Below are 23,159 nucleotides of genomic sequence, written 5' to 3'. Positions count from 1 at the left end.
CGTGAGAGACAAGCCCGCGGGTCTGCCCAGCGGTCCCCTGCGCCCGATCGAACTGGCGAGCGGCGCGGTGATGGCCGGACTCACCGTCGGCCTCATCACCGTCGGCTCACTGGTTCCCATGGCGGCCGCGTTGCAGCTCGTCGCAGCAGTGCCGTTGGGCCTGCTCGCCCAGCGGTACCGGTTACGAGCACTGGTCACGGCGACTGTCGCGGCCACGCTGGTCACCTTCGTGGCCGCCGGTGTGATGCCCGCACTCGGCGTCATGGGCGCGGCCACCCTGGCGGGAATCATCGGGACGGTGAAGCGCCGAGGCGGCGGATTCCCCACGGTGTTCGCGCTCGGAATCGTCGCCGGCGTGGGCTGGGGCCTGTTCTCCGTCGGCAGTCTGCTGGTCTTCTCACGAACACGCGACCTGTTCTTCGACGCGATCCGCAATACCGCGAAGGGCATCGAGAATCTGGCGGGCCGGTTGCCCGCGCTGGAGCCGCTCGGCCGGATGGCCGCCGACGCCGTCGACGTGGTGCTGCGCTGGTGGTGGATCTACGTCGGCGGCACGGTGGCGCTCGGCGTGCTGGTCAGCACGGTGATCTCCTGGTTCGTGCTCGGGGCGGTACTCGATCGCCTCGCGTGGTTGCCGGGCAGCGATCGACTCGACGCGCCGCTCGACGATCGGCCGGTCGGTCCGCTGCCGGTATCCCTGCACGGAGTCGGCTATCGCTACGAGGGCACGAATGTCGACGCGCTGGCCGACATCGACCTCACCATTCGCCCGGGCGAGTTCGTCGCCGTCGTCGGCCACAACGGCTCCGGCAAGTCGACCCTCACCCGGGTCCTGGCAGGCAGGCCGCCGACGACGGGTGCGGTGGACCGTCCCGGTTCCGCGGGCTTGGGCGCGCTCGGCGGGACGGCGCTGGTCCTGCAGCGACCCGAGAGCCAAACTCTCGGCGTCTCGGTCGCCGACGATGTGGTGTGGGGCCTGTCGGCGGAATCCGCCGCCGCGGTCGACGTCGACGCGCTCCTCGCCGAGGTCGGCCTCGCGGACATGGGCGCCCGTGAGACCGCCACCCTCTCCGGCGGCCAGCAACAGCGCCTCGCCGTGGCAGCCGCGCTCGCCCGCCGCCCGGCGCTGCTCATCGCCGACGAAGCCACCTCGATGATCGACCCCGACGGCCGTCACGAGCTCGTCGCCCTCCTGGCCGAACTCCCGCGCCGGCACGGCACCGCCGTGGTCCTGGTGACCCACCACGAAGCCGACGCGACCGCCGCCGACCGGGTGATCCACCTCGCCGACGGCCGGATGGTCGACCACCTCGCGAGCTGGCCCCACCCGGCCCGCGACCAGCGCCGCAGGGCGATGGGCGCCCCCGTCCTCGAACTCGCCGACGTGCGCCACACCTACAACCGCGGCACGCCGTGGGAAGCACCGGCCCTGCACGGTGTCGACCTGTCGGTCCGCAAGGGCGAGGCGCTGCTGATCGTCGGTGGCAACGGATCGGGCAAATCGACGCTCGCCTGGATCATCGCCGGGCTGATCGCGCCGAGCTCGGGACGCTGCGAACTGCGCGGCACCGCGGTCGACAAGCAGGTCGGCGGGGTGGCGCTGGCCTTCCAGCATTCCCGCTTGCAACTACAGAAGCAGACAGTCGGCGCGGAGATCGCCGACTGGGGTGGGCGGGCGACCGGGTCCGGCGCGGTCGGGCAAGCGCTGGACGCGGTGGGGCTCGACCGCCGCCTCGCCGCCCGTTCGGTGGAGGAACTCAGTGGCGGACAGGCCAAGCGGGTGGTCCTCGCCGCGATGGTGGCGAGCAGGCCGCAGGTTGTCGTCCTCGACGAACCGCTGGCGGGCCTGGATCCACAGGGCCGCGCCGAGATCGTGGAACTGCTCGCCCGGCTGCGGGATTCGGGGCTGACGTTGATCATCATCTCTCACGATGTCGCGGAGATGGCGATGGTCTGCGACCGCACGGTGCACCTGGACGACGGTGTGGTGGTCTCGGCCGACGGCCACGCGATCCCGAGAACCGAACGCGCACTCGACAAGCCGGCCTTCGTCGCCGGCCTGCCCCTCGGCCGTCGCGGTGACGAGGGCGCGACGGCACACACCAGCGCACCGAAAGGCACCACCCCATGAGCACAGTGCTGCTGCGTGAAGTCCCGGTCGACAGTGTCGTGCACCGCCTGTGGGCAGGCACGAAGATGATCGCCGCGTTCCTGATCAGCCTGCTGCTGATGTTCCTGCCGTCCTGGCCGGTGCTCGGCGTGATCACCGCCTTCCTGGTGTTGATCTGGGTACTCGCGCGGCTGCCACTCGGTGCGATCCCCCGGCTGCCGTGGTGGTTCTGGGGACTCGTCGTGCTCGGCGGCCTGATCAACGCGCCGATCGGAATGAAGGCGGTGCTCGGCTACACCCAGATCTTCGTCTTCGGAATGGTCCTGGTGGCCGCCTCGTTCCTGATCGCCTTCACCACGCCGATGGGCGAGATCGCCCCTGCCCTCGCGAAACTCGGTGCGCCGCTGCGTAAGTTGCGTCTGCCGGTCGACGAATGGGCCGTGGTCGTGGCGCTCACCCTGCGCGGATTGCCGCTGCTGTTCGACGAGATCCGGGTGCTGCGCGCCGCACGCCGACTGCGCCCCAAGGACAACCTCATGCACCGCGCCGCCGACAACCCGCTCATCGACATCCTCACCGCGTGCATGGCGGTATCGTCGCGGCGCGCGGGCGAACTCGGCGAGGCGATCACCGCCCGTGGCGGCACCGGCATGCTCACAGCGCATCCGAGCGCGCCGCACCGCCGCGACGCCATCGCACTCGGCGTGGTCGTCGTGGTCTGCGCGGGCGCCGTGGCGCTGAGCAACATTATCGGCTGAGCGCAATACCCCGAATTCACTGTCCCGAAACCCTGGTGCAAGCTATGGTTCGTCACAGAAATCGAGCTAGGCAGCTTCACGCGCCGGTCACGAAACTTTCTCGGGGGAAGTCATCACCACGGCGCCTGTTCGAGCAACTCACACCTGATGAAGTCCAGATGGGAAATGTTCACATGATCATCCGCAAAATCGCCGCGGCCGCTGTTCCGGTGCTCGCCGTCGCGCTGATGGGAACCGGAGTCGCCGGGGCCGACCCGGTGACGCCGAATGTCGATTACCGCACCGAGGTCGTCGGCAACACCCTCATCACCACCCTCACCCACGGCACCTTCGCCGTCACCGGCGGTGCGGTCGAGATCCGCGACGAAGCAGGCGCCACCCTGGTGTCGATGCCACTCTCGGTCCGCGACGGCAAGTTCGAGTACCCGCTGCCGCACGCGGTTCGCGACGACGGCCACGTACTCGAGCTGACCGCGGTCAAGGACGTCGCCGCGGCCAAGCCCAACCTCACGCCGGTCGCCTCACCCGCCGAAAACTATGCGGCACAGGCGAACTTCGCTTCCACCTTCGGCCTGGCCACCGCCGTCGGCAGCTTCGTCGGCATGGGCCTGGGCGCGGTGATCGGCCTGATCGTCGGCGGTGTCCTCATTCCCGGTGTCGGCGCGATCCCGGGCTTCGTCACCGGTGCCAGCGTCGGCGGCATCATCGGCACGATCATTGTCGGTGGACCCGCGCTGGTCATCGCGGGCATGGATCTGATCAACACCCTCCAGGCGCCGGCAGGTACCACACAGTGGGCCCAGCAGACCAAATAGTCTGCGCCACAGTTCGATTCCTCCCTCGCACCGGCGCCTACACTGGCGTCGGTGCGACAAGGAAACGGACTCGACATTCCCGATAGCCTCGGCGATCTGTGCGCGCCCGACCGGATGGCGCTGATCGTCTACGACATGCAGGTCGGGGTTCTCGGCCAGCTGCCCGACGGCCAGGAGATCACCGAACGCGTCGTGCGGGTGGTCGACGCCGCCCGGCGCGGCGGCTTTCCGGTGATCTTCCTCCGGCACTTCTTCCCGCCACGGCGACTGACCGGTGTGTACGGGATGCGGTTGCTGATGAGCTGGCAGAACGCCGAATCCGTCGACGATGTGGCCTTCATTCTGCAACGCGATACGCCCTCGTTCGAGCTGGTGCCCGAACTGGTGCCGCGCGAAGACGAGTTGGTCTTCGACAAGATGTCGATGTCGGCCTTCGAGGGCACACCCCTCGCCACTCTGCTGCGTGATCTGCGGATCGGCTCCTACGCCATCGCCGGTGTGGCACTCGAAATCGGGATCGCGCCCACCGTGACCCACTCCACCGACCTGGGTTTCGTGCCCGTGGTGATCGGTGACGCCTGCGGCGGCCGCGACAAAGAAGCGATGGCGCGCGCCTACGACGACTTCGCGTTCCAGGGCAATGCGCTGGTCACCGATGTCGAGACGATCTCCGCCCTGATGACCGGAAACTGACAACCCGGCAATCTCTCAGCACTGGATTTTCGGCCGCCTCGGATCCGAGGGACGAGACGGAACGCCGAAGGCGCAGTATCGTCCCTCGGATCCGAGGCCCACAGGGCCGAAAACCCCGCGGCGCCAGCCGCCAGAAGACTCAGTCTCGGATGGCGTTCTTGGCGGCGTCCTGGGCGGAGTCGACCTGGCCGCTGAACTTGCCGCCGGTCTTCTCGTCGACCACGTCACCCGCCTTGTCGATGACGCCGTCGACCTTGTCCGCATGCTGGGCAGCCAGGTCCATCGCCTTGCCCGCCAGGTTCTTGAAATCCACCGCGCACTCCTCGTTGATTCGACACCGGGTACAACGCGATTACCGTAGCAACATCGCAGCTTTCACGGTGGGCATCATCGTGGCGAGCTCGTCACACCGTCCCATACGGGATGCCAGAGCCGTCCGGTGTCGGTCCACGCCTGGAACCGGACGGTGCCGGTGAGCTTCGGGGTAACCCATTGCGCGTCGTGGCGTTCGTCGGCGGTCATCTCGTTGGTGAACGGGGACGTCTCGCGCCGCAATCCGTCGAGCTCGGCCGCGATCCGACGCGACTGTTCGTCTCCGAATCCGGTACCCACCCGCCCGACGTAGATGAGGCCGTCTTCGTGCGGCATGCCGAGCAGCAGCGACTTGAACGGTCGTTTGTCGCTGCGCCGCCACCCGCCGACCACCACTTCGCGCGAGCGCCAGTTGCGCTGCTTGAGCCAGGTCTGGCTGCGTTTGCCCGGCTGATACACCGATTCCAGCCGCTTGGCCACCACCCCCTCCTGCCCCTGCTCGCGACTGGCCCTCATCGCCTCGGCGCCCGAACCATCCAGCAGCGCGGTGACATTCATCGACGGCGACAATCTGCCCAGCGCCTCGAGCACCGCCCGGCGGTCGGTGTACTTCTTGCGCAGCAGCGAGGTGCCGTCGAGGTAGAGCACGTCGAAGGCGATGAACACCGCGCGGGCCGAATCCGCTTGCAGCGCCGAGATATCCGAGAGCCCGGCGTCGTCGAGGACCACGGCTTCGCCGTCCAGGACCACCTGATGCCCGGCCAGCTCCTCGCCGAGGGCGGCCAGGCGCGGATAGCGGGCGGTCACCGTGTTGCCGGCGCGGCTGCGGACGGTGACGGTGCCGTCGTGGATCTCGACGATCACCCGGAAGCCGTCCCACTTGGTTTCGAAGCCCCAGTCCACGGGGGACAGCGATTCGACTTCGCCCGCGGTGGCCAGCATGGGCGACAGTCCGCTCGGGAAACCGCTGTCCACCACAGGTTCTCGACGGGTCTGGTCGCGCATGTAGTGCATCAGCCACTGGTCGCCCTTGGTCTGGATGAGGGCGTAGCGGCCGGACACCCGCTCGCCGTCGAGTTCGACGATCACCTCGTCGGAGCGCCATTTCTCGATGACGTAAGTGCCCGAATCCCAGATCGTCATCTCCCCCGCACCGTATTCGCCCTGGGGAATGGTGCCGTGGAAGTGCAGGTATTCGAGGGGATGATCCTCGGTGCGCACCGCCAGGCGATTGTGTTTCGGCTCGGTCGGCGGACCTTTGGGCACCGCCCAGGAGGCGAGGACGCCGTCGTGCTCGAGCCGCACGTCCCAGTGCAGGCGGCGCGCGTGATGTTCCTGGATGACGAAGCGGTTGCCGGGTCCGGGCTCAGGGGTCGCCTCGGGGACGGGCTCGGGGGTCCGCTGCGGGTCACGCATGCTGCGGTACTTGGTCAGGGAATCGTGGCGGGTAGTCGGCCGACCGGCCTCGGAGTCGGTGGGAAGCGGCGGATCGAGTTCGGCCAGCAGGTCGCCGTCGGCCTTCCAGCGGGCGAGCACCTCGTCGAAACGTAACTGGCGCAGCGTGTCCGAGTCCTCGATCTCGGCCCAGGCTCGTGGGGCGGCGGCATTGGGTTCGGCGCGACCGCGCAGCGAATAGGGGGCAATGGTGGTCTTGGCGGCGTTGTTCTGACTCCAGTCCAGGAACACCTTGCCCTTGCGAGCCGCCTTCGCCATGGTCGCCGTCACCAGATCCGGGTGCAGCGCTTCGAGATTGGTGGCCACCTGCTTGGCGACAGTGGACGCGCCACGTGAACTCACCGGCCGATCCAGCGGCACATAGACGTGAATTCCCTTGCTGCCACTGGTGACCGGGAATGCCCGCATGCCGATATCGGCGACCATGTCGCGCACCGCGAGCGCCACTCGCGCGCAGTCCGCCAGACCCGCGCCGGGGCCGGGGTCGAGATCGAACACGATCCTGGTGGCCGGGCCGCGCTCGTCCGCGTCGAAACGCCATTGCGGCACATGGATTTCCAGCGCCGCCTGCTGCGCGAGCCAGGCCATTCCGGCCTCGGAATCGATCAGCGGGTAGACCACCCGGCGGCTGGAATGCTCGATCGCGGACCGGCGGATCCACGCGGGCGCGTGCTCGGGCAGGTTCTTCTCGAAGAAATCGGAATGGTCGACCCCGTTCGGCCACCGCTTCCTGGTGACCGGGCGGCCGGCGAGATGGGGCAGTGCCGCCTCGGTGATCGCCGAATAGTAGGCGATCACTTCGCCCTTCGTCGTGCCGGTCTCCGGGTACAGCACTTTGTCGAGGTTGCTGAGCTCAACCTCGATGTCCGGTTCACCCGGCGCGCCCCGAAATTCCCGGCGGACCATCGACGCGATCGGACGGCGGGGACCGTCTACCGGTCCCCGCGCACCGAATCAGGCCTTGGGTCCCGGATCTGTCGGAGCGGGGCCGCCGGGGGCAGTGCCGGGGCCTGCCTGCGGGGGCACGACCTTCTTGGCCGCGTCCTTGCCCTTCTCGATCTTGTCGCTGTACTTGCCCTTGGTCTTGTCATCGATGAAGGTGCCGGCCTTGTCGACCGCCTCATTGATCTTGTCGGCGTTCTGTTCGACCGCTACCTTGCCCTTACCGAGCAAGCCCTTGAGCGTATCCACGAGACTCATCTGACCGTGTTCCTTTCGAGAGGAAGGTACTGAGCACACATCACCACTGTCGCGGCCCGAGCGCTGGCATGGACCGAAATATGTCTCACCGCTATGGCATCGTAACCGCTGTTGGCGAGCAGCAACGAGACCCAGAAGGAAGGAGTTGATCGCGGATGGCGAGGTTCGACATCCCGGACGGATGGACGATGCAAGCCTACCGATTCGCGCTCGACCCCACCTCGCAGCAACAACCGGTGCTCCGATCGCATTGCGGTGCATCCAGGTTCGCGTTCAATCACATGCTCGCCTTGATCAAAGCCGTGATGGATCAACGCACCGCGGAACGCAGCTACGAGATCTCCGAGACCGAACTGACCCCGCCTGTCGGTTGGTCGCTACCCGGACTCCGCAAGGTCTGGAACCAGCGCAAACACGAGCACGCGCCGTGGTGGGCGCAGAACTCGAAGGAGGCCTACAACTCCGGACTCGATGCCCTCGCCCGGTCACTGGAAAACTGGGCTACATCCCGGACCGGTCTGAGAGCCGGTAAACCGGCCGGGTTCCCGAGATTCAAAACCGCGGGTCGGGCTCGGCGGTGCGTTCGGTTCACGACGGGGGCGATCCGGGTCGAGCCCGATCGCCATCACATCGTCCTCCCGCGGGTCGGGCGGATCAAGACACATGAGTCGACCCGCAAACTCGCGCGCCGAGTCGAGGCGGGAACCGCTCGCATCCTCTCCGCCACACTCGCCCAGGACTCGCGTGACCGCTGGTACGTCTCATTCCAAACACTTGTCGCCGCTAAAACCCGTCCCGGGCATGTCCACCGGTCACCGCGCCCGGTGGCCGGGGTCGATGTCGGGGTCAAAGCCGACGCGCTTCTGGTGATCGCGACCCCCGACGGCTGTGAGGTAGCCCGTGTTCAGGCGCCGAAACCCTTGACTGCCGCACAGGCCCGGTTGCGGGTATTGCAACGGCGGGCGGCGCGTCAGCAGGGTCCGTATGACCCGGTTGCGAAAGCCCGGCGGCGGCCGTCGAAGCGGTGGCAGACCACCACCGCTCGGATCTGCCGAACGCGCGGACAGGCTGCCGCGATCCGCCGTGACGTTTTACACAAGACCACCACCCACCTGGCCCAGCAGTACCAGGTGATCACAGTGGAAACACTGAACGCAGCCGGGATGCGGTCTGCCGGTGGCGTCCGGAAGAAAGGGCTGAACCGAGCGCTCGCTGACGCGGCGCTGGCCCAAATCCGACAACTGCTGGCGTACAAAACTCGCTGGTACGGGTCGGTGTTGGTGGAAGCTGATCGGTGGTTTCCGAGCTCGAAGACCTGTTCGGGGTGTGGTGGGCGAAAGCCAAACCTGACCCTCGCCGACCGCGTCTATCGCTGTGAGTTCTGTGGTTTGTCGATTGATCGTGACCGTAATGCCGCGATCAACCTCGCCCGACTCGGCGAGACCCGCCTGTCCAAGGTGGGTGAACAGGGTTGTGCCGACAGTGGGTCGGTGCCAGGACGTGGAGCCATCCGCAAGTCCGAGCCCGCGCGAGCGGGCGAGGCAGGAGGCTGTGAAACGTCTACCCCGTCGCAGCGTGAGCTGGGTTCGACGGGGACCGCATCACCGCAAGGTGAGGCTGCCTGATGGAGCGTCTGACATTCGCGCACCACGGCAACGGTCACTCCACATCTTCCCACCACGAAACCCGTGGTGGGAGGTCATTCGGAACCACCCTCTGGCCCGGCTTGGGCACTACGACCGGAGTACCCGCATCCGCGGCCGCCGACACCAGGCGCCGGACGGGTTCGGACCAACCGTGGAAGGCCAGGTTGAACGTTGCCCAGTGGATCGGGACCAGCAGGCCGTAGCTTGCGTCGCCGAGGCACAGGTCGGCGTGGGCACGCACCGCCTCTTCGGGATTCATGTGCACATCGGTCCAGCGCTCGTCGTAGGCGCCGATGGGCAGCAGCGTGAGGTCGAAGGGGCCGAGCACCGCGCCCGCCTGGGAGAACGCCTTGGTGTAGCCGGTGTCGCCGCCGAAGTAGACCCGCTTGGTCGGGCCGGACAGCGCCCACGACGCCCACAGCGTGGTGTTGCGGACGAGCCCGCGGCCGGAGAAGTGCCTGGCCTCGGCGCAGGTGATGGTGAGGCCGCGGTCCTCGGCGTCACGACCGAGCGAGACCGAGCCACCCCAGTCGAGCTCGATGATCCGGTATTCGGGCACGCCCCACTGCCGCAGGTGCGCGCCGATGCCGGTGGGCACGACGAACGGCGCGAGCTGGGTGCGGACGAGTTCGTCGACGGTGGCCTTGTCGAGGTGGTCGTAGTGATCGTGGGAGATGATCACGGCGTCGACCTGCGGCACCTGCGCCAGCTCGCCGGGGACCGGGTGCAGGCGGGCCGGGCCGACCACCGGGGACGGGGAGACCCGTTCGCTCCACACCGGGTCTGCCAGCACTCGGTAACCGTCGAGTTCCACCAGCGCGCTGGCGTGCCCGTACCAGGTCACCGCGAGCTCGGCGGCCTGCTCGGGAACCGCGGGGGTGACCAGCGGGACGGGATTGGCAGGGCGGCCGAGGCGTCCCTTGGTGAGCCCCGACCAGATCAGCGACGGCGCGGCACCGGCGGCGAGCATCGAGCTCGGCTCGGTGTTGTGGAAACGGCCGTCGCGATAGGAGGACTTGCCGATCGCGGTCGGCGCGATCGCCGACGGGCCCGCACCGATCGAGGTGGGCAGGCCCCACACCGCGCGGGCCATCCAGGCGAGACCGAAGGTGCTCGCCAGCGAACCTGCCAGACGTGTGATCCGCATCAGCGCCCCACGAACTTCGCCGGGCGCTTCTCCTGCCGGGCCAGGCGGCCCTCTTTCGCGTCGTCGCTGCTCCACGCGGCCGCCAGCGCGGCCTGCTGCTGCGCGCTCGCCGGATCACCGGTGCCGTCGTCGTTGAGCATCAGTTTCATCGCTTGCAGCGACAGCGGCGCCAGCGCGGCGATGGACTTGGCCCAGTCCTTGGCGTCGGCGAGGGTGCCGAGCTTGTTGGCGAAGCCGTAGGCGTACGCGTCTGCGGCGGAGACGGATTCGGCGCCGAGCAGGATCGTCCGGGCCGGGCCGCCACCGATCAGGGCCGCCAGCCGCGACACCGTCCAGCGATCGACCGAGATGCCGAGCTTGGCGGCCGGCACCGCGATGTAGGCGTCGGGCTCGATCACCCGCAGGTCCGAGGCCAGCGCCAGCTGCACGCCCGCACCGAGCGCACCACCGTTGATCGCCGAGATCACCGGGACCGGCACGGATTCGATCGTGTGCAGCATGTCGAGCAGACCGCTCAGGAACGACTCGGAGTACACCCCCGACAGATCGGCGCCCGCGCTGAAGATCGGCCCGCGGCCGGTGAGCACGATGGCACGCGCACCCTGCGCCACCGCGTCGAGCACGGCGGCGCGCAGTTGCCCGACCAGGTCCTCGTTGAGCGCGTTGCGCCGTTCCTCGCGCTGCAATTCGATGGTGATCACATCACCATCGCGGGTCACGCCGAGCATGCATCCTCCCCAGAATCTCCCAGATTTCGTGGATGTTCACACTCTGCCACAGCCCGTCGGCAACGCCGGGCAAGGCGATAGCATCGACGGCTGTGGCGAGGACGGATTTCGGAATCCTGGTGATCGGCGCGGGTCAGGCAGGGCTTTCCGCCGGTTATCACCTGCGCAAGCTCGGGCTGGTGCCCGAACGCGATTTCCGCATCGTCGACCACGCACCGGGCCCCGGTGGCGCCTGGCAGTTCCGGTGGCCGTCGCTGACCCTGACCACCGTGAACCGGGTGCACGACCTGCCGGGGATGTCCTTCGCCGAGACACTGCCGGCGGGATCGGAGTCGGCGCGAGCCGCCAGCGCGGTGCCGCACTACTACGAGCTCTACGAAAAGCGCTTCGACCTGCAGGTTCAACGGCAGGTGACGGTGAAAGTCGTCTGCGATCGGACCGCCGACGGGCAGAGCTGCGCGGGCCGAGGCGAGGTACTACAGGTCGAAACCGAGGGCGCGGGCACTCTTCGCACGCGAGGTCTGATCAACGGCACCGGCACCTGGGAGCACCCGTTCGTCCCCCGATATCCGGGCGCCGGCACCTTCGCGGGCCGCCAGTTGCACACCCGCGACTACCGCACGGCCGACGAGTTCGCGGGCAAACATGTCGTCATAGTCGGCGGGGGCATCTCGGCGGTGCAGTTACTCGACGAAATCTCGCTCGTGACCTCCACCACATGGGTCACCAGGTCGGAGCCGCGCTGGCGGGAAACGCCATTCGCCGAGCAGGACGGGCGCGACGCGGTGGCACTGGTGGAGGACCGCGTCCGGGCGGGCCTGCCGCCGGGATCGGTCGTCTCGGTGACGGGACTGCCGCTCGACAACCGCTTGCGAGCCGCCCGCGAGCGGGGTGTGCTGCGACGGCTGCCGATGTTCGAGCGGATCGAGCCCACCGGTGTGCGCTGGGCCGACGGCAGTTTCCAGGCCGCCGACGTGATCCTGTGGGCCACCGGTTTCCGGAGCTCACTGGATCATCTGGCGCCCTTGCGGCTGCGCGGACCCGGCGGCGGGATCACCATGACCGGGCGGTTGGCGACGCAGGTGGCCGTCGACCCGCGCATCCATCTCATCGGCTACGGGCCCTCGGCCAGCACGATCGGCGCCAACCGGGCGGGCCGGGCGGCAGCCCGCGAGCTGACCGGCTTCCTAGGGCTCAGTCCAGACCGGCACTGAACGTCGACGGATCGGCGCCGACCCGCTTGCCCGAGTCGAGGCGGCTGATCGACTCCATCGCCTCGGCATCGAGTTCGAAGGTGAACACGTCGAAATTCTCGGCGATCCGCGACGGCGTGACCGACTTCGGAATGACGATGTTGCCCAGCTGCAGGTGCCACCGGATGATGACCTGCGCGGGGGTGCGGTCGAGTTGCTTCGCGATGTCGACGATGGTGGGGTTGCCCAGCAGCGTGCCCTGTCCCAGCGGGCTCCACGCTTCGGTGGCGATCGCGTGATTGGCGTCGTATTGCCGCAGGTCACGCTGGGACAGCGTGGGATGTAGTTCGATCTGGTTCACCGTCGGGATCTCGCCCGCGTCGGCGATCAGGGTCTCCAGATCGATCACCCGGAAGTTGGAGACACCGATCGAGCCGATCCGGCCCTGCGACTTCAGCGCCTGGAACGCGCGGAACGTGTCGACGTAGCGGCCGGCCGAGGGCACCGGCCAGTGGATCAGATACAGGTCCAGATAGTCCAGGCCGAGGCGCCGCATGCTGGTGTCGAAGGCGCGCAGGGTGCTGTCGTAGCCCTGGTCGGCGTTCCACAGCTTGGTGGTGATGAAGAGTTCGTCGCGGGGGATCCCCGATTCACGGATGGCGCGGCCTACGCCTTCCTCGTTGCCGTAGACCGCGGCCGTGTCGATACTGCGGTAGCCGACCTTCAACGCCTCGGCCACCACCCCGGTGACGTCTTCCGCGGGCACCTGGAACACACCGAAGCCGAGCTGTGGGATCACGTTCCCGTCATTGAGCACGATGGTGGGGACAGGGCTGCTCTCGCTGCGGAAGGTCACCCTCTCGAAGGTAGAAGTGGTTGGGTGTGGCGTCAACGACGGCGCGTCGCGTGTTTCCCCGTACCGAGAAGCGGGGAGCTGGTCAGGGGATTGCCCGCGATTCAGTACACAGCTCCGGCCAGTCCGATTCGCCGGTATCGGCGCTGCCTCAGCGTGCGCAGTTCGGCGGGCTCGTAGGTGCGCAGCGCCGCCAGTTCGGCGGCGATCGCCAGGACCGTGCGACGAGCGAAGGCCACCGGTTCGTCGGCGGCATCGGGGTACTCCTCGACGATCCGGTCCACCACGCCGTCTTCGAGCAGGTCAGCCGATCTGATGCCTTGTGCGGCAGCCATTTCCGGTGCGTGCGCGATATCGCGGAAGACGATGGCGCTCGCCCCTTCCGGCGGCAGCGGGGCCAGCCAGCCGTGCCTGGCGGCGAGCACCCGGTCGGCGGGCAACAGCGCGAGCGCGCCACCGCCGGTGCCCTGGCCGAGCAGCACGGAGACGGTCGGGGTGTCGAGGGTGACGAGATCGGCCAGGCAGCGCGCTATTTCGGGGGCGAGCCCGCGTTCCTCGGCCTCCTTGGACAGGGCTGCGCCGACGGTGTCGATGACCAGCACCAGCGGCAGCCGCAGTTCTCGCGCCAGGACCATCGCACGCCGCGCCTCGCGCAGGGCGGCCGGGCCCATGGTGTGCTCGCCCTCCTGACCGGATCGGTCGTGCCCGAACACAACACACGGTTGACCGGCGAACCGGGCCAGGGCGAGCAGGACGGTGCGATCGGACTCACCACGACCGGTCCCGCTGAGCGGAACCCGTTGTGTCGTATGGCGAAGCAGGTCCCGAATGCCCGGACGGCCGGGCCGCCGCGAACTGAGCACCGAATCCCAGGCGCCGGCAGTAGGATTCGCCGGGGTCGACGGACTACGCACCGGCGCAGCCCAACCCGGCTCGGTCGTCATCGGGACGACAGCGCCGGCGGCGACGCTCATCGCCCGGTGTGCGATCCGCCGGAACACCTCCACCGTCACCACACCGTCGATCACACCGTTGCGATAGAGGTTCTCCGCCGTCTGCACGCCGGGCGGAAACGGCCTGCCGTACAAGGCTTCGTACACGCGAGGGCCCAGAAACCCGATGAGCGCGCCGGGCGCGGCGAAGGTGATGTGTCCCAGCGACCCCCACGACGCGAACACTCCACCCATCGTCGGATCACGCAGATACACCAGATACGGATGCCCCGCCGACTTGTGCACGGCCACCGCACCCGCGATCTTCACCATCTGCACGAAAGCGACTGTCCCCTCCTGCATCCGAGTGCCGCCGGAGGTCGGCGAGGCGATCAGCGGCAGCCCGAGTTCGGTGGCGCGCTCGACGGCACACACGATCCGCTCGGCCGCTGCCACCCCGATCGATCCGGCCAGAAACGCGAACTCGCAGGCGATCACGGCGACTCGCCGCCCGCGCAACAACCCCTCCCCCGTCAGCACCGCCTCATCGGTCCCTGCCCGATCGGCCGCCGCGATGAGGTCCTGGCGATACCGCGGTGACACGGCAGGCTCGATCGGCGCCCGGTCCCAGCTCACGAAAGAGCCCGCGTCGAGCAACTGGCCGAGTAAGTCATCCGCCGACATCCGCACGCTCCGAGCGTAGCCGGACAGGTTCGGCCACGGTCACGAGATCACAGCGGAACATTGGGATATCTTGACAATATGTTGTGTTTTTACAACACTTCATTAGGTGAGCCCAGTCAGAAGAGGGGAAACCCTGCCGATCTTCAATCGCATCGCGGTGTTGCGTGCAGAGCATCGGATGAGCCGGGCGGCGCTTGCCGAGGCCGTCAACGTGAACGTCCAGACGATCGGCGCGCTCGAGCGTGGCGATCACTATCCGAGCCTCGATCTGGCGATGCGCATCTGCGATGTGTTCGCGCTACCGATCGAAGTCGTGTTCTCCCGCAAGGAATTCGGGCCGCTGTCGGCCGAGCTCTACCCACGCACGAAAGGCGAGACGCCATGACCAGTACGCTCATCGACCGCTACCAGAACTATCGGGTCCGGCGCTGGCTCGTGCAGGAACAACGGACAGCGGGGATGCTGAAGAGCTGGCGGTCGCTGCACCGACGGCGGATTCTCGTGGTGATCGTGACGATCGCGCTGCTCGGGATCGCGGTCGCCGGAGTGATGCGCGCGCTCGACCTGTTCGGGGCGCCAGGAGTCGCAATCGTCTCGGCACTGGTGTTCCTGCCGAGCTGGACGATGCTGCGGATCGCTTCGGGCGGCCAGGATCACGCGCCCGACCAGATGCTCGACGAACTGGAGATCTCCGAGCGCAACAAGGCCCGCTCGGCGGGACTCGCGCTCACCCAGTCGCTGACCATGGCACCGTTGGCGTACCTGATCTTCGGCAGCGCGTTCTCACCGGAGGCCGACGCCTATCGCATCGCCTACGCGGGCGGATTGATGATGCTGGCCACGATCATGGCCGGCGGCTGTGCGCCGGCGATGATCCTCGGCTGGACCCGGCCCGATCCCGAACCGGAGTCCTGAACTGGTCCCGAACGAAGAGCGGGGCTGCGGCCTTCATCGCAGCAGCCCCGTCCATCAGCGCAGAGACTCAGCTCAGTAACCCTGCATGACCTTGCGCAGCGCGTACTCGGTCAAGGCGACCAGGGCCTGCTTGGCCGGTTCCCGACGACGGGCGTCGATCGACATGATCGGCACGTCGGCGGGAACCGCCAGGGCCTGGCGGATGTCCTCGAGCGGGTACTTCGGCGCGTCGTCGAACTCGTTGAGCGCCACCAGGAACGGCAGCCCGCGGGCCTCGAAGTAGTCGACAGCGGCGAAGCTGTCTTCGAGCCTGCGGGTGTCGACCAGCACCACGGCGCCGATGGCGCCGCGGATCAGGTCGTCCCACATGAACCAGAACCGGTACTGGCCCGGCGTACCGAACAGGTACAGGACCAGGTCGTCGGCGAGGCTGATACGGCCGAAGTCCATCGCCACCGTGGTGGTGGACTTCTGCGGAATACCGGTCAGGTTGTCGATTCCGGTACTGGCGTTGGTGACCAACGCCTCGGTGCGCAGCGGAACGATCTCCGACACCGCGCCGACCATCGTGGTCTTACCCACACCGAAGCCGCCGGCGACCACAATCTTCGCCGAAGTCGGCTTGGCCGTGCGGGTATCGACCTGCGCCGTCGAATCAAATACGCCGGAGTCCACTGAGAACCCTTTCGATCAGCTCGCGACGTTCATCGTCGCTGGAATCGTCTTTCAAAGTTGCCGAAACCCGGACGTGGCCGGCCTCGATCAGATCGGCTACGAGTACCCGGGCCACCCCGATCGGGATGTACAGCTGGGCAGCTATCTCGGCAACGGACGGCGATTGCCTGCACAACTCCACGATGGACGTTTCGAGGTTGTTCAGTTCGTACTGCCGCTCCATGGCGACCGGATGCGATGCGACGAGTGCCTCCAGCGCCAACTCGACCGCCGGCCTGGTGCGGCCGGCAGTCAAGGAGTACGGGCGGACGAGGCTGGGCTCGGCGCTCCCCATGCGGTGATCGTCTATGTCCATCCCACCATCAGGAACCCATCGTGACGCGCGGCGTGGCCTGGACCGTCTGGCCAACGCGCTCGACCAGAAGTGCCATTTCGTAGCCGACCTGACCGATGTCACACGAGGTGTTGGTCAGGACCGCTAGGTAGGAGCCGTCGCCGACTGCCATGAGCAGCAGGTATCCGTGCTCCATCTCGACGACGGACTGGAGTACCGTACCGCCTTCGAACAGATTCGACACGCCGACGGAAAGGCTTGCCAGTCCGGCGGTCACCGCGGAGAGCTGCTCCGCGCGGTCGACCGGGAGCTGAGCGCTCGCGGCCATCAACAGTCCGTCAGCCGAGACCAGGACGGCATGGGCTACGCCAGGAACCTCGTTGGCGAAGTTCGAAACCAGCCAATCCAGCTGACGGTTCGTACCACCTAGATCGGGGTTCATCGGTCTCCTTTATCTCCGGTTAGGTTCATTGCCTTCATTGCGCGGCCATCCCGGACACCCTGCTGGTGACGACTCAGGCTGTTCCGGATCGTGGCGGGATCGCGTTGCTGCGGGGTGCGATCAGCGGTGCCGCTCACACCACCCGGCACAAGCCTTCCGCCCGGACTGCGCTGAGGCAAGCCGGCGGCGGTACGCACCTCGGACTGAGCTTCGCTGGCCGCACGTGCGGCCTGCCAACCCTCGTCACCCGGTGATTCGAAAGCGGCAGCCATCTGGTTCCGGTCGGAATTCTCGTCCGTGAGCCACGCCGACATCATCTCGGCGAAGATCGGCGTTCCGCCCATCACGGAATCACCTTCCGGTGCCGGCTGCAACCTGGTCTGGAAGAACGACGCAGCCTTGACCGGATTGGACCGGAAGCTGTGCCGACCCGGATCACGCCCTGCCGACGCAGCGTTATCCGGCCCCGCAGGGTCCCGATCCCGTTGCGGCAGAGCCACTCCTGGCCCGGCGTTCGCCTGCGGTACAACACTAGCCCCGGGATCGCGCTGCGGCAGCCCATTCGGCGCAGCCGCACGTTGGGGCAGGCCGTTGGGCGCGTCCCGCTGCGGTTGACCCGCGGCCGGAGCGCGCTGGGGCAGACCGTTGGCGGCCGAATCCTGCTGCGGCGCTGGGGTAGCGCGCTGCGGCAGACCATTGGCCGGACGGGCGGGCTGGGCACGCTGCGGAAGTCCGTTGGCCGGATCACGCTGCGGCAGACCACCGGTCTGCTCAGGCTGCGGCAATCCATTGGACGGATCGCGCGGCGGGAGGCCGTTGGACGGGTCGCGCTGCGGCAGACCGCCCGTCTGGTCCCGCTGCGGTAGACCGTTGGCCGGATCACGCTGCGGCAGACCACCGGTCTGCTCACGCTGCGGGAGACCACCGGTCTGATCGAGCCTCGGCAAACCACCGGACTGATCCCGATGCGGCAGCCGCGGCGCGGGATCACGCTGCGGCAGACCGCCGGAGGCGTTGCCCCGCTGCGGGAGGCCGGTCGACGGGTCACGCTGCACGGGCTCGGAATCACGCTGCGGCGCAGCGCTTCCCTGACCACGCTGCGGCAACCCGGTCGACTGCGCCGGATCACGCTGGGCGTTCGCGGCATCGCGCTGCGGCAGACCCGTTGCCGGGTCACGCTGCGGCAGGCCACCGGTCTGTTCACGCTGCGGGAGGCCGGTCGACGGATCGCGCTGCGGCAGACCCGTTGCCGGGTCACGCTGCGGCAGACCGCCGGTCTGCTCCCGCTGCGGTAGCCGCGGCGACGGATCGCGCTGCGGCAGACCGACCGAAGGATCGCGCTGCGGGGCGCCATTGGCGCCCGGCGAACGCTGCGGCAACCCACCGGGGGTGCTCCCCCGCTGCGTCTGTGCCGAATCGCGCTGAGGCGGCGCCGAGTCACGCGGCGACTGCACGGGCGGCTGCGCGGACTCCCGCGACGGCGCGCCGTTCGCACCCGGCTGACGTTGCGGCAGCCCACCACCGGCCTGCGGCAGCCCACCGGGCTTCTGCTCACCCGGACCCTGCTGACCCGGCCCGGCGGGCGGACGCTGCGGTCCACCCGGTGCCAGGGTGCGCTTGGGCAGGCTCGCCGCGGCGAGCTTGCCGCGCTGAGGCACGTTGCCCTGCCCCGGGGTGGGCGGACGCAGCGACGGCGACGACTGCTCGTTCGCGTCCTGGGCCGCGCCCGACGCCATCGAGTTGCCCGGTTGACGTTGCGGCAAGCCACCACCGGCACCCGCCGGGGGCCCGCTGGTGCCGGGATCGACGGTGACCATCACGTTGCCACCCGGGGTGCGGGTGATCGCGCGGGTCTGCATGGTGCTGCTCGGCTGCTGCTGCGGGTTCGGCCGCTGCTGCTGCGGTGCGGGCGCGTTCTGCTGCTGCTGCAAAGTCTGCGGCGCCACCACCGGGCCACCGGCACCGGCGACGATGAGGCCGACCGGCACGTGCACGGTGACGGTGACGCCGGGATCGCGCGCGGTATCGAAGGTCGGGCGAAGGCGCACGGTGAGCCCGTGGCGCTCGGCCAGCCGGCCGACCACGAACAGACCCATGTGACGGGCGGTGTCGGGACCGGGCTCGGCGGTCTGCCCGAGCCGGTGGTTGATCTCCGACATCTCCGCGGGCGGCATACCGATACCGCGGTCGGCGACCTCGATCAGCAGGCCCTGGTCGTGCGCCTGGGCGAAGGTGAACTTGACGTCGGTCTCCGGCGGGGAGGCCCGCAGCGCGTTGTCGAGCAGCTCGGCGAACAGGTGCGCCATATCGGAGGCGGCCGGTTCCACCAGCGAGCCGCGCGGCGTGGCGCCGAGCTTGACCCGCTCGTAGTCCTCGACCTCGGAGATCGCGGCACGCAGCACGTCAGCGATCTCGACCGGGGCCGACTTGGTACGGCGCTGCTTGGTACCCGCGAGAATCAGCAGGTTGTCACCGTTACGGCGCATGCGCGCGGCGAGGTGGTCGAGCCGGAAGAGGTTCTCGAGCAGGCGCGGGTCCTTCTCGTCGTACTCCATCGCCTCGATGAGGGTGAGCTGATGGTCGACGAGCGACTTGGACCGGCGGGCCAGCGTCTCGAACATGTCGTTGACCTGCGAACGCATCTGCGCCTGGTCGCTGGCCAGGCGCAGCGCCTGACCGTGGATATCGTCGACGGCGCGGGCGAGCTGGCCGATCTCCTCGTCGGAGCGCACCGGCATCGGCTCGAGCGGGACGTCCTCGGGCGCGGCACCGTTACGGAGCTGGGCGACCTCGTGCGGCAGATCGGACTCGGCGACGCGCAGCGCGGCCAGGCGGAGGCGGTGCAGCGGCACGATCATCGAGCGGGCGACGAACACGGCGAGCAGCAGCGCGGCCAGGATCGTCGCGATGACGACAGCGGTATAGGTCCAGGCACCGGTGGCGGCCGCATCGGTGAGCTCGTCCATCGAGACCTCGATGGCCTTGGTGGCCTCGTTCACGACGCCTTCGTAGGCCTGCAAGCTCGAGTAGAGCGAGGTACGCAAGTCGCCGACGGGCAGCTTGCCCGCGGACACCTCGGGACTGCTGATCAGGTTCGCCCGGACATCGGCCTGAGCCTTGAGGTCGGCGATCACCCGATCGCCGTCGGGGAAGCGGTTGGACAGCACGTCGAGCAGATGGCTCTCGGTCGCGACACCGGTGAGGAAGGTCTGCGCCCCCGTGTCCTGCCCACGCAGCATCCCGGCCAGACCGGCGAGCTCGTCGACGAGCACCGAACGCGTGTTGAGCGAGTCGACCAGACGCAGCTTGGCCGTGTCCATCACCGGATCGCTCACCTGAGCGATGGTGGTCTCCACGATGCTGACGCTGTCCTGGGTCATCTGCTCGACCCCGGAAAGCACCGGCTCGGCGGACGTCGACAGCGCCTTACCCTGCGCGCGCACGTTCTTGGCCTGCTTGACCATCCGCTCGAGCGCGCCGTGCGCGGCAGGCAGATCGGTCAGCCGACCGAGCGAGGTCTCGGCCGCGGCGACCGCGGCGTCGAGATCGGCGAGGTCCTTGTCGGTGACCAGGGTGACCCCCGGACCGGCCGGCACCAACTGGCTGCCGGCCACCTTCGCCGTGCCTGCACTCAGCGCGGTGACCGTCGGAATCGTGTCTACCTGCTCGTTGATACTGGAGAGCCGGTTGGCCTCCGAGAACTCGGAGGTAATTCTCGACACGCCGAGCCCGACCGCGACCGCGAGTGGCACGGCAAGTACGGCCGTAACCTTCCAACGCAGGTCCCAGTTGCCGAGCGCCCAGCGTTTGCTGCCGGACCTAGCGGCGTCACGCATCTCCCACTCACTTTCCAAACTGGCCTCGTACCGTGCGCCTGAGGCGAACCTCCACAGGCGCGATGGTGGCTCGCCAGTGGCTGCTGGCCGAGAACTACGGCTGGCCGAGAAATTGCGTCTACGACTGCCCGAATAAGTGACATCGGATTCTAACGGATCAATAACTTCTTGGCTGACTCCCGGTAGAGGTCCGCTCCATGACCAGCCCGTTGTAGGCAAAACCAAAGGTCGCGGCACCCCCTCGGGTGTCGCGTGAAGTCTGCCACAATCATCTGGATCTATCGAGCGGGCATCGAAGCGAGGCTAGGGAGTCACGGGGTTGGACACCGAACACGAGTACCGGCCGGTCTATCAGACCAGCCTGGTCGACCCAGCCGACTTCTGGTCCGCCGCAGCTCAGGGCATCGAGTGGGATGTCGAACCGCAGCAGATCGTCGATGCCGCCGATAAGCGGTCGGCCCGGTGGTTCCCCGATGCCCGCCTGAATACCTGCGTGAACGCCCTCGACCGCCACGTCAGGGCGGGCACTGTCGACCAGGGTGGACACGCCGATCAACCCGCCCTCATATATGCCTCCGCTATGACGGACACCACCACGATTTACACCTACGCCGAATTGCTCGACGCGGTGGCCGAGTTCGCGGGAGCCATGCGCGATCTCGGTGTGGTGGCCGGTGATCGGGTGGTGATCTATCTGCCGATGATCCCCGAGGCGGTGATCGCGATGCTGGCCTGTGCCCGCATCGGCGCGGTGCACTCGGTGGTGTTCGGCGGGTTCGCCGCACCCGAGCTGGCCGCCCGCATCGACGACGCCGAGCCGGTCCTGATCATCACCGCCTCGGGCGGCCTGGAACCCAACCGCCGCATCGACTACCCGCCGATCGTGATGGCCGCGCTCGATCTCGCCGAGACCGCGTCGGTGCGCACCGTGATCGTGAAGCAGCGGCCCCAGTTCACGACGATCGAGTTCCCCGCCGCCCTGCCCGCCACCGACGTGCTGCCGTCCTCGGAGCAGACCGTCGCCGCCCGCTGGGTCGATTGGGACGACTGCGTCGACGGGGTGGCGCCCGCCGATCCGGTCTCGGTGGCCGCCACCGATCCGCTCTACATCCTCTACACCTCCGGTACCACCGGTAAGCCGAAGGGCGTGGTGCGCGACAACGGCGGGCACGCGGTGGCGCTGGCCTGGTCGATGCGCAATATCTACGACGTCGGCCCTGGTCAGGTGTTCTGGGCCGCCTCCGATGTGGGCTGGGTCGTCGGCCACTCCTACATCGTCTACGCACCCCTGCTGGTCGGCGCGACGACGGTGCTCTACGAGGGCAAACCGGTCGGCACCCCCGACGCGGGCGCGTTCTGGCGGATCGTCGACGAGCACGACGTGCGGGTGCTGTTCACCGCGCCGACCGCGTTGCGCGCGATCCGCCGCGCCGACCCCGACGCCACCGCGGCCCACCGCCACGACCTGTCCCGGCTGCGCGCGCTGTTCTGCGCGGGCGAGCGCCTGGATCCGGCCACCTTCGACTGGGCGACGAACACCCTGCTGGCCGATCACCCCGACACCCCGGTGGTCGATCACTGGTGGCAGACCGAGACCGGCTGGCCGATCTGCGCCGACCCGCTCGGCCTGCAGGAACTGCCGGTCAAGCCTGGTTCGGCGAGTGTGCCGGTGCCCGGCTACCGGCTGCGTGTGCTCGACGCGAACGGCAACGCGGTACCCGCCGGAACCGAGGGCAACATCGTCATCGGGTTGCCGCTGCCCCCCGGCTGCCTGACCGGCTTGTGGCGCGACCGGGATCGCTTCATCCGCTCGTATCTGTCGGCCTTCCCCGGCCACTACCTCACCGGCGACTCCGGCTACTTCGACGAGGACGGCTATCTCTACGTCCTCGGCCGCAGCGACGACGTGATCAACATCGCCGGGCATCGCCTGTCGGCGGGCAGCATCGAGGCCGCCATCGCCGGGCACGAGGCCGTCGCCGAATGCGCGGTGATCGGCATGCCCGACGAGCTCAAGGGCAGCCTGCCGCTGGCATATGTGGTGCTCAAGCAGGGTGTCGAGATCGACCAGCAGCAGTTGCGCGCCGAACTCGACGACCGGGTACGTGCCCAGATCGGCGCGATTGCCACCCTGCACGACTCGATCATCGTCACCGGCCTGCCCAAGACCCGTTCCGGCAAGATCCTGCGCAAGACGATCCGCCAGCTCACCGCCGGTGAACACGTCGAAACCCCCGCCACCATCGAAGACCCCCACGTCCTCACCGCCTTGGCGGACCGCATCCTCGCCAACCCACCACTGGGCAGCATCACGCCGGCCGCCACCCCCGAACAGGACAACGACCCGGTCTCCCCTGCCCCGTAGACCTCCGAGGTCTTCGCAGCCCCGCAGGGGCGTCTCGGCCGCCTCGATCTGGACTGACCAGAGGGT

At 68.2% G+C, this 23,159-nt stretch carries 20 protein-coding genes; 9 read left to right on the top strand and 11 right to left on the bottom strand.

What is annotated here, in order from left to right:
* The first annotated feature begins 1 nt into the window (after position 1).
* From ACFTS5_RS17850 to ACFTS5_RS17835, 4 genes are all read left to right on the top strand, one after another.
* The gene (locus tag ACFTS5_RS17850) at positions 2-2,131 is read left to right on the top strand and encodes an ABC transporter ATP-binding protein (RefSeq protein ID WP_378632055.1); all 2,130 of its coding nucleotides are present in this window, start codon (positions 2-4) and stop codon (positions 2,129-2,131) included.
* Positions 2,128-2,868, top strand: a complete 741-nt coding sequence (locus ACFTS5_RS17845) for an energy-coupling factor transporter transmembrane component T family protein (protein WP_378632053.1) — start codon at positions 2,128-2,130, stop codon at positions 2,866-2,868. The genes ACFTS5_RS17850 and ACFTS5_RS17845 overlap by 4 nt, the downstream gene beginning before the upstream one ends.
* 173 nt (positions 2,869-3,041) lie before the next feature.
* Positions 3,042-3,683 carry an ammonium transporter gene (locus ACFTS5_RS17840; RefSeq protein ID WP_378632050.1) on the top strand — a complete coding sequence of 214 codons (642 nt, stop codon included), beginning with the start codon at positions 3,042-3,044 and terminating at the stop codon, positions 3,681-3,683.
* 51 nt (positions 3,684-3,734) lie between these two features.
* On the top strand, positions 3,735-4,376 hold the full coding sequence (locus ACFTS5_RS17835; protein WP_378632048.1) for a cysteine hydrolase family protein: 642 nt from the start codon (positions 3,735-3,737) through the stop codon (positions 4,374-4,376).
* 139 nt (positions 4,377-4,515) lie between these two features.
* On the opposite strand, the gene ACFTS5_RS17830 is transcribed toward ACFTS5_RS17835, so the two are convergent.
* The 3 genes from ACFTS5_RS17830 to ACFTS5_RS17820 all read right to left on the bottom strand — a co-directional run bounded on the left by ACFTS5_RS17830 (position 4,516) and on the right by ACFTS5_RS17820 (position 7,343).
* Positions 4,516-4,689, bottom strand: a complete 174-nt coding sequence (locus ACFTS5_RS17830; RefSeq protein ID WP_101464487.1) for an antitoxin — start codon at positions 4,687-4,689, stop codon at positions 4,516-4,518.
* 74 nt (positions 4,690-4,763) lie between these two features.
* Positions 4,764-7,049 (bottom strand): ATP-dependent DNA ligase, encoded by a 2,286-nt coding sequence (locus tag ACFTS5_RS17825; RefSeq protein WP_378632046.1) that lies wholly within the window; start codon positions 7,047-7,049, stop codon positions 4,764-4,766.
* Positions 7,050-7,097: 48 nt separating this feature from the next.
* Complete coding sequence (locus tag ACFTS5_RS17820; RefSeq protein WP_301904870.1) at positions 7,098-7,343, bottom strand: antitoxin; 246 nt, start codon at positions 7,341-7,343, stop codon at positions 7,098-7,100.
* 155 nt (positions 7,344-7,498) lie between these two features.
* On the opposite strand from ACFTS5_RS17820, the gene tnpB reads away from it, so the two are divergent.
* Positions 7,499-8,968, top strand: a complete 1,470-nt coding sequence (tnpB, locus tag ACFTS5_RS17815) for an IS607 family element RNA-guided endonuclease TnpB (RefSeq protein WP_378632043.1) — start codon at positions 7,499-7,501, stop codon at positions 8,966-8,968.
* Between the two features lie 34 nt (positions 8,969-9,002).
* On the opposite strand, the gene ACFTS5_RS17810 is transcribed toward tnpB, so the two are convergent.
* Both ACFTS5_RS17810 and ACFTS5_RS17805 read right to left on the bottom strand, forming a co-directional pair.
* The gene (locus ACFTS5_RS17810; RefSeq protein ID WP_378632042.1) at positions 9,003-10,136 is read right to left on the bottom strand and encodes an MBL fold metallo-hydrolase; all 1,134 of its coding nucleotides are present in this window, start codon (positions 10,134-10,136) and stop codon (positions 9,003-9,005) included.
* Positions 10,136-10,864, bottom strand: coding sequence for an enoyl-CoA hydratase (locus ACFTS5_RS17805; protein WP_378632040.1), 729 nt, complete (start codon positions 10,862-10,864; stop codon positions 10,136-10,138). The genes ACFTS5_RS17810 and ACFTS5_RS17805 overlap by 1 nt, the downstream gene beginning before the upstream one ends.
* Positions 10,865-10,896: 32 nt before the next feature.
* On the opposite strand from ACFTS5_RS17805, the gene ACFTS5_RS17800 reads away from it, so the two are divergent.
* Positions 10,897-12,078: an NAD(P)-binding domain-containing protein gene (locus tag ACFTS5_RS17800; protein WP_378632037.1), complete on the top strand. Its 1,182-nt coding sequence runs from the start codon at positions 10,897-10,899 to the stop codon at positions 12,076-12,078.
* Here the strand turns inward: ACFTS5_RS17800 and ACFTS5_RS17795 are convergent.
* Both ACFTS5_RS17795 and ACFTS5_RS17790 read right to left on the bottom strand, forming a co-directional pair.
* Positions 12,059-12,913, bottom strand: coding sequence for an aldo/keto reductase (locus ACFTS5_RS17795; protein ID WP_378632035.1), 855 nt, complete (start codon positions 12,911-12,913; stop codon positions 12,059-12,061). The two genes, ACFTS5_RS17800 and ACFTS5_RS17795, sit on opposite strands and share 20 nt — an antisense overlap.
* Before the next feature lie 101 nt (positions 12,914-13,014).
* Positions 13,015-14,526: a carboxyl transferase domain-containing protein gene (locus tag ACFTS5_RS17790; RefSeq protein WP_378632033.1), complete on the bottom strand. Its 1,512-nt coding sequence runs from the start codon at positions 14,524-14,526 to the stop codon at positions 13,015-13,017.
* Positions 14,527-14,632: 106 nt separating this feature from the next.
* Here ACFTS5_RS17790 and ACFTS5_RS17785 point away from each other — a divergent pair, with 106 nt between their 5' ends.
* Positions 14,633-14,911 (top strand): helix-turn-helix transcriptional regulator, encoded by a 279-nt coding sequence (locus tag ACFTS5_RS17785; protein ID WP_364578900.1) that lies wholly within the window; start codon positions 14,633-14,635, stop codon positions 14,909-14,911.
* Positions 14,908-15,441 carry a hypothetical protein gene (locus ACFTS5_RS17780; RefSeq protein ID WP_378632030.1) on the top strand — a complete coding sequence of 178 codons (534 nt, stop codon included), beginning with the start codon at positions 14,908-14,910 and terminating at the stop codon, positions 15,439-15,441. The genes ACFTS5_RS17785 and ACFTS5_RS17780 overlap by 4 nt, the downstream gene beginning before the upstream one ends.
* Before the next feature lie 72 nt (positions 15,442-15,513).
* On the opposite strand, the gene ACFTS5_RS17775 is transcribed toward ACFTS5_RS17780, so the two are convergent.
* From ACFTS5_RS17775 to ACFTS5_RS17760, 4 genes are read right to left on the bottom strand one after another with little or no spacing between them, the layout of a single operon-like run.
* Positions 15,514-16,116 (bottom strand): ATP/GTP-binding protein, encoded by a 603-nt coding sequence (locus tag ACFTS5_RS17775; RefSeq protein ID WP_174551063.1) that lies wholly within the window; start codon positions 16,114-16,116, stop codon positions 15,514-15,516.
* Complete coding sequence (locus tag ACFTS5_RS17770) at positions 16,097-16,471, bottom strand: DUF742 domain-containing protein (protein ID WP_056818578.1); 375 nt, start codon at positions 16,469-16,471, stop codon at positions 16,097-16,099. Before ACFTS5_RS17770 ends, ACFTS5_RS17775 begins: the two co-directional genes overlap by 20 nt.
* Positions 16,472-16,478: 7 nt before the next feature.
* Positions 16,479-16,892 (bottom strand): roadblock/LC7 domain-containing protein, encoded by a 414-nt coding sequence (locus ACFTS5_RS17765; RefSeq protein ID WP_011207200.1) that lies wholly within the window; start codon positions 16,890-16,892, stop codon positions 16,479-16,481.
* Positions 16,889-20,728, bottom strand: coding sequence for an ATP-binding protein (locus tag ACFTS5_RS17760; protein WP_378632028.1), 3,840 nt, complete (start codon positions 20,726-20,728; stop codon positions 16,889-16,891). Before ACFTS5_RS17760 ends, ACFTS5_RS17765 begins: the two co-directional genes overlap by 4 nt.
* A gap of 319 nt (positions 20,729-21,047) precedes the next feature.
* Between ACFTS5_RS17760 and ACFTS5_RS17755 the strand changes: the two genes are divergently transcribed.
* Complete coding sequence (locus ACFTS5_RS17755; RefSeq protein WP_378632025.1) at positions 21,048-23,093, top strand: AMP-binding protein; 2,046 nt, start codon at positions 21,048-21,050, stop codon at positions 23,091-23,093.
* Positions 23,094-23,159 lie beyond the last annotated feature (66 nt).

Origin of the sequence: Nocardia sp. NPDC056952 (assembly GCF_042674185.1) — a bacterium.
Lineage (GTDB): Bacteria > Actinomycetota > Actinomycetes > Mycobacteriales > Mycobacteriaceae > Nocardia.
The sequence above is the reverse complement of the archived record's forward strand: the minus strand, read 5'-3'. Positions and strand labels throughout refer to the sequence as shown.